Source organism: Thermophilibacter gallinarum (genome assembly GCF_014982725.1).
GTDB lineage: Bacteria > Actinomycetota > Coriobacteriia > Coriobacteriales > Atopobiaceae > Thermophilibacter > Thermophilibacter gallinarum.
On the sequence record NZ_JADCJZ010000002.1, the window covers coordinates 145,916 to 159,039 of the forward strand.

At 66.7% G+C, this 13,124-nt stretch carries 10 protein-coding genes; 1 reads left to right on the plus strand and 9 read right to left on the minus strand.

What is annotated here, in order from left to right; genetic code table 11:
• Window positions 1–193 precede the first annotated feature (193 nt).
• The 5 genes from INF26_RS04600 to INF26_RS04620 all read right to left on the minus strand — a co-directional run bounded on the left by INF26_RS04600 (window position 194) and on the right by INF26_RS04620 (window position 6,683).
• Entirely contained in the window at window positions 194–2,383 is a 2,190-nt protein-coding gene (locus INF26_RS04600) for an alpha-galactosidase (protein WP_193529556.1), read from the minus strand.
• Between the two features lie 134 nt (window positions 2,384–2,517).
• Window positions 2,518–3,375, minus strand: coding sequence for a carbohydrate ABC transporter permease (locus INF26_RS04605; RefSeq protein ID WP_193529557.1), 858 nt, complete (start codon window positions 3,373–3,375; stop codon window positions 2,518–2,520).
• Window positions 3,375–4,244, minus strand: a complete 870-nt coding sequence (locus tag INF26_RS04610; protein ID WP_193529558.1) for a carbohydrate ABC transporter permease — start codon at window positions 4,242–4,244, stop codon at window positions 3,375–3,377. The genes INF26_RS04605 and INF26_RS04610 overlap by 1 nt, the downstream gene beginning before the upstream one ends.
• 18 nt (window positions 4,245–4,262) lie before the next feature.
• Entirely contained in the window at window positions 4,263–5,549 is a 1,287-nt protein-coding gene (locus INF26_RS04615; RefSeq protein WP_193529559.1) for an ABC transporter substrate-binding protein, read from the minus strand.
• Window positions 5,550–5,567: 18 nt separating this feature from the next.
• Window positions 5,568–6,683, minus strand: coding sequence for an ABC transporter ATP-binding protein (locus tag INF26_RS04620; protein ID WP_193529560.1), 1,116 nt, complete (start codon window positions 6,681–6,683; stop codon window positions 5,568–5,570).
• Window positions 6,684–7,087: 404 nt separating this feature from the next.
• Here INF26_RS04620 and INF26_RS04625 point away from each other — a divergent pair, with 404 nt between their 5' ends.
• Complete coding sequence (locus INF26_RS04625; protein WP_193529561.1) at window positions 7,088–7,942, plus strand: AraC family transcriptional regulator; 855 nt, start codon at window positions 7,088–7,090, stop codon at window positions 7,940–7,942.
• A gap of 13 nt (window positions 7,943–7,955) precedes the next feature.
• Here INF26_RS04625 and INF26_RS04630 read toward each other — a convergent pair whose 3' ends face one another.
• From INF26_RS04630 to INF26_RS04645, 4 genes are all read right to left on the minus strand, one after another.
• On the minus strand, window positions 7,956–8,792 hold the full coding sequence (locus INF26_RS04630) for a histidinol-phosphatase HisJ family protein (protein ID WP_193529562.1): 837 nt from the start codon (window positions 8,790–8,792) through the stop codon (window positions 7,956–7,958).
• 17 nt (window positions 8,793–8,809) lie between these two features.
• Window positions 8,810–10,963, minus strand: a complete 2,154-nt coding sequence (gene ligA / locus INF26_RS04635) for an NAD-dependent DNA ligase LigA (RefSeq protein WP_193529563.1) — start codon at window positions 10,961–10,963, stop codon at window positions 8,810–8,812.
• 356 nt (window positions 10,964–11,319) lie between these two features.
• The gene (locus INF26_RS04640) at window positions 11,320–12,528 is read right to left on the minus strand and encodes an MFS transporter (protein ID WP_193529564.1); all 1,209 of its coding nucleotides are present in this window, start codon (window positions 12,526–12,528) and stop codon (window positions 11,320–11,322) included.
• A gap of 117 nt (window positions 12,529–12,645) precedes the next feature.
• Complete coding sequence (locus INF26_RS04645) at window positions 12,646–13,122, minus strand: RraA family protein (RefSeq protein WP_193529565.1); 477 nt, start codon at window positions 13,120–13,122, stop codon at window positions 12,646–12,648.
• Window positions 13,123–13,124 lie beyond the last annotated feature (2 nt).

Sequence of the window (13,124 nt, forward strand, 5' to 3'; positions counted from 1 at the left end):
GGCCGTCGGACGGGGGAACCTCCCGGATTCAGGGACGCCGCAGCGACCCCCGCCGTTCCTCTCGGCACATGGGTTAGACTTTACGGCTCGTCCCCCTCTGAGAGCACTCCTAGAGGGGGACGAGCGGGGATTTTTAAGCCAAACGGCGAGAAGGACGGGGACGAGCGCGTTTTTCTAACCGGAGCGCGAGCGACTAGTCGACCCGCTCGAAGCGGTACATGAAGCTCTCGTACGGGGTGGCGGGCACGGAGACGGGCAGGCCCATGTCCATGAGGGCGTCGGCGGAGTAGACGTCGCCGTTGCTCACCATGCTGTAGCGCGCCCCCGGCGTGAGGCCGCGCGGCACGACGTAGTTGGCCAGTCCGTAGCCGTCAACGCGCGTCACCACGGCGCAGACGAGCGCCTCGGAGCCGTCCTCGGCGACGAACTCCCAGGCCGCGACCGTGGCGTCCTTGGGGTCGGTGAGACGATAGAAGAGGCCCTCGCGCACGAGGTGCTCGATCGTGCGGTAGGTCTTGACCTGGCTCTTGATGAGCTCGCAGGCGCGGTCGTTCAGCTCCATGAGGTCGAGCTCGTAGCCGAAGGCGCCACCGCCCATGGCCACGGTCCCGCGGGCGCCGAGCGGGACGGTGCGGCCGGTGATCTCGTTGGGGCAGGCGGAGACGTGCGCCCCCATCGCGGAGCACGGGTAGCCGAACGAGGTGCCGTACTGGATCTCCAGGCGGTTGCGGGCGTCGGTGTTGTCCGAGGTCCAGATCTGGGGCGTGTAGTAGAGCATGCCCGCGTCAAAGCGACCGCCGCCCGCCGAGCAGCCCTCGATGAGGAGCTCCGGGTAGCGGGAGCGCACGCGCTCGAGAAGGTCGTAGAGGCCGAGCATGTAGTCGTAGAGGACCTTGCCCTGGTCGCTCGCGGTGCGGGAGTACACGTCGACGATCGAGCGGTTGTAGTCCCACTTGACGTAGTCGATGCCGCCCTGGTCGAGCACGGCGCAGAGCTGCTCGAAGAGGTTGTCGCGCACCTCGGGCCGCGAGAGGTCAAGCACCAGCTGGTCGCGGCCGAGCACGGGCTCCTTGCCGGGGACGGTGAGCGCCCAGTCGGGGTGGGCGCGGAAGAGGTCGGAGTCCTCGTTGACCATCTCGGGCTCGACCCAGATGCCAAAGCCCAGGCCTACCTCGTTCACGCGGCGCGCGAGGTCGGCCACCGTGCCGCCGAGCTTGGCCATGTTGGGCTTCCAGTCACCGAGGCCGCGGTGGTCGTCGCTGCGGGCGCCGAACCAGCCGTCGTCCATGACGAGCATGTCCAGCCCCAGCTCGGCGGCCTTCTTCGCGAGCTCCACGAGCTTGTCGCCCGTGAAGTCAAAGTAGCAGGCCTCCCAGCTGTTGATGAGGATGGGGCGCGGGGCGTCGCGCCAGGGGCCGCGGCAGACGTTGCGGCGGATGCAGCGGTGCAGGTTGTGGGAGACCCTCTCCAGGCCTGCGCCCGAGTAGGTCATGATGACCTCGGGCGCCACGATCTTCTCGCCCGGCTCGAGCGGGTAGGAGAAGAGGTCGTCGTCGAGGCCCATCTGGATGCGGGACTGGTCGAACTGGTCGCGCTCCGCCTCGGCGAGAAACCCGCCGCTGTAGACGAAGCTCATGGACCAGCAGCGGCCCGAGGTCTCGGTGGCGGCGTGGTCGCAGGCGATCATGAGGGGGTTGTACTGGTTGGAGGACATGCCGCGGCGGCTGCCCACGGAGAGCGAGCCGTTTAGGAGGTGGCGGCGCGTGGGACGACGCTCCATCGCGTGGCGGCCGTCGAAGGTGATGACGTCGAGGTCGCCGGTCACGAGGTCGAGGCAGGCGCTCTGGAGCTTCTCCACGGTGACGCGCCCGGTGCCGTTGTTGCGGACGACCGCGGCGCGGGTGATGACGTCGAGCCTCGGCAGGACGCCGTAGAGCAGCTCCACCTCGAGGCCCAGACGCTCGTCGGCGAGCGTCACCGAGAGGGTCTCGGCGTCGTCCCCCTCGCCGGCGTAGACGGCGGGAAGCCCCGGCAGGGCGTACTTGCCCGGGCGGATCTCGTGCGAGCGGTAGCGCAGGTCGCAGCCGAAGGTGCCCTCGGCGTCACGGACGAGCAGGGCCGGGCTGCGCATGTCGCCGGAGCCCTGGAAGGGGAGCTCCTGCGGCAGGACGTCGAGGGAGTAGGTGCGGTCCGCCACGTCGTGCGGGCAGCCGCACATGCCGCTGCGGTCGCAGTAGGTGACGAGGTAGGACAGGTCGCCCTCCGCGCGGGCGCCGTAGTAGAGGTGGAGCAGGTACCCGTGCTCGTCGATCTTCATCTGGTACGTGGTGCCGTCGGTGGAGATGGTGAGGGTGCGGGCGGCGGGGTCGTACGACAGGGGCATGGTTCCTCGGTTCCTCTCGTCTAGCTGAACGTGCAATCGCGACTGTAGCGCATCAGGGGACGCCCGGAACCCATCGTAAGACGGATTCCGGGCGTCAGGGAAATCTTTACAGATGCCCAGCGCTCACCGCGGACCTACTTCACGGCACCGTTGGTGACGCCGCCGATGATCTGCTTCTGCGCCACGATGTAGAAGATGATCATCGGGAGCATGGCGAGCAGATAGGAGGCGAAGGCCAGGTTGTAGTTCGTGGAGAACGCGGTCTGGAAGTTCATCTGCGCGAGCGGCAGGGTGTTGACGCCGGAGCCACCCATGATGACGAGCGGGGTCATGACGTCGTTCCACACGGCGAGGCCGGTGATGACGGCGACGGTGGCGTGCATGGGCTTGAGCAGCGGGAAGATGACCTTCCAGTAGGTGGTCCAGGTGGACGCGCCGTCGACGCGGGCGGCCTCCTCGAGGGCGGTGGGGATGTTCCTCAGGTAGCCGGTGTAGAGCATCATGTTCATCGGCATGTAGAAGACCACGTAGAGGATCATGACGCCGACCATGTTGTCGAGATGCATGACGGCCGTCTGCTTGACGAGCGGCATCATCAGGATCGCGAAGGGCACGTACATGCCGGCGATGATGAAGTAGTAGGACGCCTTGAAGAGCTTCTTCTTGTCCATGTTGCGCCCGATCGCGTAGGCCGCGAGGCTGTGGATCAGGATGGAGACCACGACCGCGACCACGGTGATGAGAAGCGAGTTCATGAACGAGTGGAAGAAGTCCGTGACCTGGATGGCCTCGATGAAGTTGTCGAGGGACCAGGTGCTCGGCAGGGACAGGATACCCGCGATGTCGTTGGTCATCTCGGAGGGGTCCTTGAAGGCGATGACCACGGCCATGTAGAGCGGGAAGAGCACGGTCAGGGTGCCGACCATGAGCAGGATCGTGATGGGCCAGTTGACCCGCTCCCTGACCTTCTCGGGAACCGTGTTGTTAGCCATTAGAGCTGCTCCTCCTTACTGTTCAGGAACTTCGTCTGCGCGATGGAGACCACGGCGATGAGGATGAAGAAGATCACCGCGTTCGCGCACTGGAAGCCGAACTGGCCGCCGGAGAGGCCGTTGTTGTAGATGAGGTAGGAGATCGACTCGGTAGACTGTGCGGGGCCGCCGGAGGTCATCGAGACGATCTGGTCGAAGACCATGAGCATGTCCTTCATCACGAGCACCATATTGGTGGTGATGGACGGCATGATGAGCGGGAAGGTGAGGTAGCGGAACTTGTCCCAGCCCGTGGCGCCGTCGAGCGCGCCGGCCTCGTAGACGTCCTCGGGAACCGAGGACAGGCCGGTGATGTAGATGATCGTGGTCTGGGCGCATGCCTGCCACACGAGCACGACCACGATGGCCACCCACGCCCACTCCTTGCTCGCCAGGATCGACTCCGCGCCGGTGACGGCCGGGACGATGTAGGTGAAGAAGTAGGAGAAGACGTAGCCGACGACCAGGGCGCCGAGGATGCGGGGCACGAAGTAGATGCCGCGCAGGGTGCTCTTGAACTTGATCTTGCTCGAGAGGCCGATGGCGATGACGAGCGAGACCACGTTGACCAGGATCGTGGAGACCACGGCCACCTTGAAGGTGAAGAGGTACGAGTTGCCCACGCGGGCGTCCTGGAACAGGTCGATGTAGTTCTGGAGGCCCACGATCTCGAAGGCGCCGTAGCCCTTGGAGTCGGTGAAGCTGTAGAAGAATCCCGTGAGCAGCGGGAACGTGTTGAAGGCGCAGAACAGGATCAGCACGGGGATCAAGATCATGAGGAAGGTGCGGTTCCTGTCAGACCCCGTCTTGGCCTTTGCGAGACTTGCCATGCGATACCCTCCTTTTCCTTATCCCTGGTTCGCTTCGTATTCCTGGACCTTGCGGATGACGGCGCGGTTATAGCGCTGCCAGTCCTCGTCCCACTTGGCGAGGAACGCGTCGACGTCGCCGTCGAGCAGCATCGCCTGGAGCTGCGCGTCGCAGGCCATGGCGCTCTGGTAGGAGTGGTCGAGGTAGTCGAGGACCTTGCCCTCGTCGAGGAACGGCTGGATGTCGTCGTAGAGCGGGTCGAGCGTGTAGTCGCCCTCGGTGCAGGGGATGGCGCGCTGGTCGTCGATGTAGGTCTGGACGTTCGCCTGCTCGTTCAGGAAGTCGATGACCTCGTAGACCGCGTCCTTGTGCTGGCAGGTCTTCGCCACGCACCACTGCAGGTCGACGCCCGAGACGACGATGCGGACGTCGGGGTTGTCGGCGGAGGGCATGGCGAAGAGGCCGATGTTCATGTCCGGGTTGACCGACAGGATCTGCGGGACGGCGAAGGAGCCGCACGGGTACATCGCGCTCTGGCCGCGCGCGAAGGCGGTGCAGGCGTCGTTGTAGGCGTAGGCGAAGGGGCCCGGCTCCGCGTAGTCGAGCAGCTGCAGCATGCGCTCTGCCGGCTCGCGGTAGTAGTCGGCGAACTTGGCGTTGCCGGAGTTGACCTGGAAGGCCAGGTCCGAGGGGACCATGTTGATGGTGATGGAGTTCCAGGGCGAGAGAATCGTCCAGGTGTCGAGGTAGCCGAGGTAGATCGGGTAGATGTCGGGCTCCTCGGACTTGATCTGCTCGAAAAGCTCGATCATCTCGTCCCAGGTCTCCGGGATCTGCCAGCCGTGGCTCGCGAACATGTCCTTGTTGTAGAGCATGCCGGCGGCGTTGGCCACGTAGGGGACGCCGTAGACGCCCTCCATCGGGACGTAGGTCACGCTCTTGAGGATGTCGCTGTACGCGGGCTGGACCTTCTCGCTCGTCGGGCAGTCCGTGACGTCGGCGAGGATGTCGGAGTCGACGAAGTTGGCGTAGTCCGCGTCGCCGCCGATGCCGATGACGTCGGGGTAGTCCTCGCGGACGAAGCGGGTCTTCATGATGGTGACGGCGTCGGCGGGGCTGTTGATCGTGAGGACGATGTCGTCGTGCGCGGCGTTGAACTCCTCCTGGAGCTGCTCGAAGATGCTCACGGCCTCCTGCTTGTAGGAGACGATCTCGACCTCGACCTTGCCGTCGGCGCGCTCGTTCACGCAGCCCGCGAGCGCGAGCCCCGCGGCTGCGGCGCCGGCGGCGCTCAGGAAGGAGCGGCGTGTCAACATTCTGCTCATCTGCTGTGCCCTCCTTCCCTAGTGGGCGATGGCGAGCTCGGACTGCTTGTCGAACAGGTGGATCTTGTCGACGTCGACGGAGCAGTTGATCTTGTCGCCGGTGCGCACGGCGCTGGAGGCGGAGAGGTGCGCGGAGATCTGGCCGCCCTCGACGTCGGCGTAGATCATGGCCTCGGAGCCCAGGAGCTCGTAGACCGTGACCGTGGCCGGGAAGGTCTCGGAGAGGGTACGGCCCTCGGCGTACTCGTGCTCCTCGACGACGTCCTCCGGGCGGATGCCCATGACGACGACCTTGCCCACGTAGCCGCCGTCCTTCAGGGCCTGGGCCTTGGCGCCAGTCACGGTGATGACGTTCTTGCCAAAGGTGAGCGTCACGCCGTCGCCCTTCTCGGCCACCGCCACGTCGATGAAGTTCATCTGCGGGGAGCCGATGAAGCCGGCGACGAAGAGGTTGCAGGGCTCGTTGTAGAGCTTGGTGGGGGTGTCCACCTGCTGCATGACGCCGTCCTTCATGACGACGATGCGGGTGCCGAGCGTCATGGCCTCGGTCTGGTCGTGCGTGACGTAGATGATCGTGGCACCGAGGCGGTCGTGGAGCTTGGAGATCTCGGCGCGCATCTGGACGCGGAGCTTGGCGTCGAGGTTGGAGAGCGGCTCGTCCATGAGGTAGACCTTGGGGGCGCGGACGATGGCGCGGCCCATGGCGACGCGCTGGCGCTGGCCGCCGGAGAGGGCGGACGGCTTGCGGTCGAGGAGCTTCTCGAGGTCGAGGATGCGGGCGGCCTCGCGGACGGCCTTGTCGATCTGGTCGGCGGGGACCTTGCGGAGCTTCAGGGGGAACGCCATGTTCTCGTAGACCGTCATGTGCGGGTAGAGCGCGTAGGTCTGGAAGACCATGGCGATGTCGCGGTCCTTGGGCTCGACGTCGTTGACCACGCGACCGTCGATCTTGAGGGTGCCGGAGGTGATGTCCTCGAGGCCGGCGATCATGCGCAGCGTCGTGGACTTGCCGCAGCCGGACGGGCCGACGAAGATGATGAACTCCTTGTCGGCGATCTCAAGGTTGAAGTCCTTCACCCCCTCGTATCCGTTGGGGTACTTCTTTCCTACGTGTTCGAGCGTGAGGCTTGCCATCTGCGCAACCTTTCTCCCTGCCTGCCCGGCGTGCGCCCGCCAGTCGAGGCCCCACCTTACGTTGCGCTTAATTCTAGATGGCATATTTGCTCGATTTTATCTCTATTAGGGTATATTTTATTCATGTTTGCACTATTCCGCTGGTATCGCTTTTCTCGACAATCTGAGACCAATTCCACCCATTCGCCCAATGGGAGCCTTTTTGGGGCGAGTGGTTTTCACGCTTTTCAAAAGCGCAGGTAACGGATTTGTAAGGGATGCAGAAAAGCGGTATCGATTCCATATTAACGAAAATCGAATTTACCGATATGCGTGCTTTTGTCGTTTATGATATGCCTGAAAACCCATAAACTATGCGAAAAGCGTCATCGCTTCACACCCTGCGCCGACACCGGGAGGCGGACATGGCAGCGCACGAGCTCGAGTTCTCCACGTTCACGCATGGCCGCTACGTTGACCTCATGCCCTACCAGTACGGCCGCGAGGCCTGTGAGCCCGGGCACGCCTTCGGGCCCGCGCGGCGCGACCACTTCCTGTTCCACTACATCGTCTCGGGCCGCGGCATGCTCATGTCCACGGACGCGCGGGGCGCGAAGGCGGACTACCTCCTCTCCGCAGGCGAGGGCTTCCTGATCTTCCCGGGACAGGTGAACACCTACGTGGCGGACCTCGACGACCCCTGGGAGTACGTCTGGGTCGAGTTCGACGGCATACGCGTGCGGGACGACCTGGAGGCGGCGGGGCTCACCGACTCCTCACCCGTCTACCGCTCGCAGTCGAGCGAGCTGCGCGCTCGCATGGTCGAGGAGATGCGCTACCTCGTGTCCAACCGCAACGCCTCCGCGCTGCACCTCGTCGGGCACACCTACCTCTTCCTCGACTACCTGCTCCAGTCCGTCGCACATCCCGACGAGCAGCCCACGAGCCGCCTGCAGGACCTCTACGTCCGCGAGGCGGTCGACTTCGTGAAGAAGAACTACCAGTTCGACATCACGGTGGAGGACATCGCCCGACAGACGGGGCTCAACCGCAGCTACTTCGGCAAGGTGTTCAAGGCGGCCACGGGAAGGTCCCCGCAGCAGTACCTGATCTCGTACCGCATGGGCAAGGCCGCCGAGCTGCTCAAGCTCACGGGGCTGCCGGTGGCCGAGGTGGGCCGTGCGGTGGGCTATCCCAACCAGCTGCACTTCTCGCGCGCGTTCAAGGGTGCGTACGGGGTGTCCCCGCGCGAGTGGAGGCGCGAGAACGCCGCCGTGTGACAGGACTCGGGCCTCAGAAACGGTGCAGCTCGCCCTCGTGGCGCCGGAACGTCCAGACGCCCTCGAATCCCAGCTCGGCAAGCTCGCGATAGGCGAGGCGCAGGTAGGAGCCCAGGTGGTCGGGCGTATGAGAGTCCGAGCCCACGGTCACGACGGTGCCGCCGAGATCGCGGTAGAGCTCGAGGATGTCTCGGGAGGGCTGGAAGTCGCCGAGGCCGTAGCGGATGCCCGAGGTGTTGAGCTCGATGCCCTTCCCGTCGGCGACCACCTGGCGCAGGACCTCGGCCACGACGTCGCGGACCCGCTCGAACGGGAACTCGCCGTACGGGTCGTAGCGACGGATCAGGTCGAGGTGGCCGAGCACGTCATAGTCGCGGAGGTCGCGCACCACGGCGAGCATCTCCTCGTAGTACGCGAGGTTGATCTCTTCCTGCGTGCGACCGCGCTGGTAGTCTCCGTTCCAGAACTCGAGGTCGCCGACCTGGTGGATCGAGCAGATCACGAAGTCGAGACGCTCGCCCAGGCGCGCCACGAGCTCGCGGTTCTTCTCGACCGTGTGGCGCTGCACGCCGAGCTCGAGGCCGGCGCGAAGGCAGATCCTGTCGCCGAGCTCCGCGCGCACGGCGTCGAGCTCGTCGAGGTAGGGCCCGTAGGGGCAGTTGGTGATCGGGTGGCCGTCCTCGAAGCGCGCGGTGGCCGGATCGTCCCACTCCGGCTTGACGCCGTAGTCGACGTGCTCGGTGAAGCAGACCTCGTCGAGGTTGAGCCGCGCGGCGTCGAGCGCCACCTGGCGCAGCGGGTAGGTCGAGTCGTCGGAGAAGCCGGTATGGACGTGGTAGTCGGCGAGCATGCGTGTCCTGCCTTCCGCTAGAGGGCGCCGGTCTCGAGGATGCGGTCGAGGGCGGCCTCGTCGAGGACGGGGACGCCGAGGCTCTGGGCCTTGGTGAGCTTGGAGCCGGCGGCCTCGCCCGCCACGACGTAGCTGGTCTTCTTGGAGACCGAACCCGTGACCTTGGCGCCGAGTGCCTGAAGCGCTGCCTTGGCCTCGTCGCGCGTGCGACGCTCGAGCGTGCCCGTGAGCACGAAGGTGAGGCCGGCGAGCGTCTGCGGGCGCTCGGGCTCGGCGCGCTCCTCCTCCAGCACCACGCCCGCCGCGCGCAGGCGCTCCACGACCGCCACGTTCTTCTCGATCGAGAAGAACTCGCGCACGCTGGCGGCGATCTTGGGACCGATGCCGTCCACTTGGGCGATGTCCTCCTCCGTGGCGGCGGCAAGAGATTGCATGGAGCCGAAGTGAGCCGCGAGCTGGCGCGCCACGGTGGCGCCGACGTGGCGGATGCCCAGGCCGAAGAGGACGCGGGCGAGGCCGCGACCCTTGGACTCCGCGACCTGCGCCATGATCTTGGCGGCGATCACGGGACCCACGACGATGTCCTCGCCGTCAACGGTCTGGCGGCCGGTCCAGACCTCCGCGAGGCCCTTCTCGGTGAGCCTGTCGTAGAAGTCGGCCACGTCGGCGAGCAGGCCCTGCTCCACCATGCGGGAGACGAGCTCGTCCCCGAGGCCGTCGATGTCCATGGCCGTGCGGCTGCCCCAGTGGATGAGGCGCTCGGTTGCCTGCGCCGGGCAGTCGATGGAGACGCAGCGGTAGGCGACCTCGCCCTCCTCGCGGACGACGGGGCTTCCGCAGGAGGGGCAGGTCTCGGGCATGCGGAACTCGGGCGCGCCCTCGGGGCGGAGCTCGAGCACCGGGCCCACGACCTCGGGGATGACATCGCCGGCCTTGTGGACCACGATCGTGTCGCCCACGCGGACGTTCTTGCGGGCGATCTCGTCGACGTTGTGGAGCGTGGCGCGGGCGATCACGGAGCCCGCCACGGTCACCGGGTCGAACTCGGCGACGGGCGTGAGGACCCCGGTGCGGCCCACCTGCACGCGAATCTCGCGCAGGACCGTGCGCTTCTCCTCGGGCGGGAACTTGAACGCAATGGCCCAGCGCGGCGCGCGCGCCGTGAAGCCGAGGGCCTCCTGGCTGGCGAAGGAGTCGACCTTCACGACCACGCCGTCGATGTCGTAGTCGAGCTCGTCGCGCTGGGCGAGGGCGCGCTCGCAGTAGGCGTGCACCTCCGCGGCGGAGGTGCAGCGCGCGGCGTGCTCGTTCACGGAGAAGCCGCAGTCGCGGAGCCACTGGAGGAAGTCCCACTGGGTGTGGATGTCGATGGGCGCCTCGTCGGCCACGGCGTAGATGAAGGTCTCGAGGTCGCGGTGAGCGGTGACCTTGGGGTCCTTCTGACGGAGGCTGCCCGCGGCGGCGTTTCTCGGGTTGGCGAAGGGGGCGGTGCCGGCGGCGTCGGCGTCCTCGTTCAGGCGCGCGAAGGAATGGCGCGGCATGTAGACCTCGCCGCGGACCTCGACGGAGCGGCCGAGGCCGCCGTCGGCCAGACGTGCGAGTCCGGCGGGCGCCAAGGAGCGCGGCACGTCGCGCACCGTGAGGACGTTGGCCGTGACGTTCTCCCCCGTCGTTCCGTCGCCGCGCGTAGCGGCACGGACGAACTGGGCGTCCGTGTAGGTGAGCGCGACGCCGAGGCCGTCGATCTTGAGCTCGCACGTGTAGTCGACCGGGTGCTCCGGCGTGGCGCCGAGGGCCTCGTCGGTGCGCGCGAGCCACTCGTCGAGCTCGGCGAGGTCCATCGCGTCGTCCATCGAGTACATGCGCGCGGCATGCGCCACCGGCTCGAACTGCTCGGACACATAGCCGCCCACGCGCTGCGTGTAGGACTCGGGGGTGACGAGCTCCGGGTGCTCCGCCTCCAGGGCGAGCAGCTCCTGGAGCAGCCGGTCGAAGGCGGCGTCCGTCATCTCGGGGTCATCGAGCGCGTAGTAGGCGTAGGCGGCGTGGGAGAGGATGCGGTTGAGCTCGGCGTGGCGGGCGCGTGGGGGCTGCGCGGCGGACGCGGGTGCCGGCGCAGGCTCCTCGCCAAAGAGCGACATCTGGACCTGCGCGTTCTTCTCGTCTGCCATAGGAGCTCCCTGCCTGCCTCGCGGTTCTACTCGGCCCCTCATGGTAGCGCATGGTTCGTCACGAACGTCCTCGACAATGCTTCGAGACTACCGCCTGCAAAACTCCCGCTCGTGATGAAGAATCGTCGGCTTTCCTGCAAAACTCCCGCTCGTGATGAAGGATTTTGCCCGCAGACATCCCATCGAAATATGCGCCTCGCTCTTTCCGCAGCTCGTTATATGAATAATCGAATCGATATTCGTCTCGATGAGAAAAAGCTTCATCACGAGCGAGAGTTTTGCAGACGAATTGCGCCGTTCTCATCACGAACGGGAGTTTTGCAGACGCGAACGCGTCTAGTTTCCAGATGTGGGCCTCATCCAGCGTGGCGCGCGAGCCCGGCGAGCGCGCGGCCGCCGAGGACGAGCTGGGCCAGGAGCAGAGCGCCGGCCGCAAGCCAGAGCTCGTCGTAGCCGCCGAGCGCCACGAGCTGGCCGCCGAGAGCGGAGCCCACCCCGCCGCCGGCAAAGACGCCGAGACCGATGAGACCGGTGCAGAGGCCCGTCTGCGCAGGGTCGGCATCCATGGAGAGCGAGACGAGTGTGGGCTGCGTGAGGATGTAGCCGAAGCCGAGGGCACCCGCGGCGAGCAGCGCCGGCTGCCACGCACCGGTCGCCGTGACGACCACGAGCGTCGCGATGGCCAGCAGCCCGGATGCCTCGCCCACGCAGATCACGCCACGGGGCCCGCGCACCGCGCCGATCCTCCCGGATACCGCGCCGCCCGCGAGGCACATCACGCCGTAAAGCATCATGACGAGGCCCGCCTGCGTGGGGCCGAGCCCGCAGCGTTCGGAGAGGAAGGTCCCCATGAAGCCGTAGACGCCCAGGAAGACGATGCCCGTGGTGCACGCCACGAAGAAGATCGCGCGATGGTCGCCGAAGAAGATGCGGGCGGCACGGGAGAGGAAGCTGCCCTGGGGCTCCGGGGTCGCGGGCGCGGCGCCCTCCCCGCCCGCCGGCGCCGCGGGGCGCGGGAGCCGCCAGAGCAGCGCCAGCGCGACCAGCGCGAGCACGCCGAAGCAGGCGAAGGCCGCACGCCAGCTCATGAGGTCGGTGATGATGCCACCCAGGCCAGACGAGAGGCCCTGGCCGGTGAAGGTGATGCCCATGAGGACGCCCACCGCCGCGCCGCGGCACTCCGGGCCAACGACGTCGCCCACGTGCGCCTGCGAGACGGCGATGATACCCGCCGCAAAGCAGCCCGTCACCACGCGGGCCGCCACGAGCAGCGGCAGCGTGGGCGCGACGGCACAGAGGAACGTCCCCGCGGCGAGCCCGGCCACGATCACGTGCAACACGCGCAGGCGGCCAAAGCGGTCGCCGAGCGTCCCGCACACGGGCTGGAGCAGGCCATACGGCACAAGGTAGGCGGTGAGGACGATCGTCGCCGCGGAGGCGGCCACCCCGAGCGCGTTTGCGATGGCGGGCAGCGCCGGCGAGACGAACCAGTTGTCGGCGGCGGACACGAGTCCGCAGAAGCCCAGCGTGAAGACCACGCGTCTCTGTTCGGGGGTGAGGTCCATGGGTCGATCCTCCTGACGTGCGTTCGGAGCCGACCCATTGTAGTACGCAAGAAGGGGCGGGTTAGCGACCCGCCCCCTCCGAAGCCGGTTGCGTCGTGCGCGCGGGCGCGCGGAGCCCTAGATGGCGCCGATCTTCATGTAGGTGCTCTCGAGGGAGGCGCCGGCCTTGATGCTGTCGCGGGTGTTGTTCTCCCGCTCCTCAATCTCGAACGCACGCTCGACCACGGCGTCGAAGATGTCCTGCGGGATGACCACGGTGCCGTCGATGTCGCCGAAGACGATGTCGCCGGGGTTGATCGTCACGCCGTCGATCTGGATCGGGATCAGGCACTCGTTGACCTCGGCGCGGCCCTTCGAGGTACTCGGGAGGTGCCCGCGGTAGATCAGCGGGAACTTCATCTCGCGCACGACCCTGAGGTCGCGGGCCATGCCGTCCAGGATCGCGCCGGTGCCGCCCTTCTGCAGGATCGCGAGGCTCATCAGCTCGCCCAGGATCGCGCAGTTGTACTCGCCGCGCATGGTGAGCACCAGGACGTCGCCCTCCTGCATCTGGTCGATGACGCGGCACTGGGCCGTGAGCGGGTTCTCGGGCATGG

Bases quoted from the DNA above. Each gene is read 5' to 3' on its own strand.
- INF26_RS04615 (WP_193529559.1), bottom strand. From the start codon at position 5,549: ATGAGCAGAATGTTGACACGCCGCTCCTTCCTGAGCGCCGCCGGCGCC.
- INF26_RS04620 (WP_193529560.1), bottom strand. From the start codon at position 6,683: ATGGCAAGCCTCACGCTCGAACACGTAGGAAAGAAGTACCCCAACGGA.
- INF26_RS04600 (WP_193529556.1), bottom strand. From the start codon at position 2,383: ATGCCCCTGTCGTACGACCCCGCCGCCCGCACCCTCACCATCTCCACC.
- INF26_RS04625 (WP_193529561.1), top strand. From the start codon at position 7,088: ATGGCAGCGCACGAGCTCGAGTTCTCCACGTTCACGCATGGCCGCTAC.
- INF26_RS04630 (WP_193529562.1), bottom strand. From the start codon at position 8,792: ATGCTCGCCGACTACCACGTCCATACCGGCTTCTCCGACGACTCGACC.
- INF26_RS04610 (WP_193529558.1), bottom strand. From the start codon at position 4,244: ATGGCAAGTCTCGCAAAGGCCAAGACGGGGTCTGACAGGAACCGCACC.
- INF26_RS04605 (WP_193529557.1), bottom strand. From the start codon at position 3,375: ATGGCTAACAACACGGTTCCCGAGAAGGTCAGGGAGCGGGTCAACTGG.
- INF26_RS04640 (WP_193529564.1), bottom strand. From the start codon at position 12,528: ATGGACCTCACCCCCGAACAGAGACGCGTGGTCTTCACGCTGGGCTTC.
- ligA (WP_193529563.1), bottom strand. From the start codon at position 10,963: ATGGCAGACGAGAAGAACGCGCAGGTCCAGATGTCGCTCTTTGGCGAG.
- INF26_RS04645 (WP_193529565.1), bottom strand. From the start codon at position 13,122: ATGCCCGAGAACCCGCTCACGGCCCAGTGCCGCGTCATCGACCAGATG.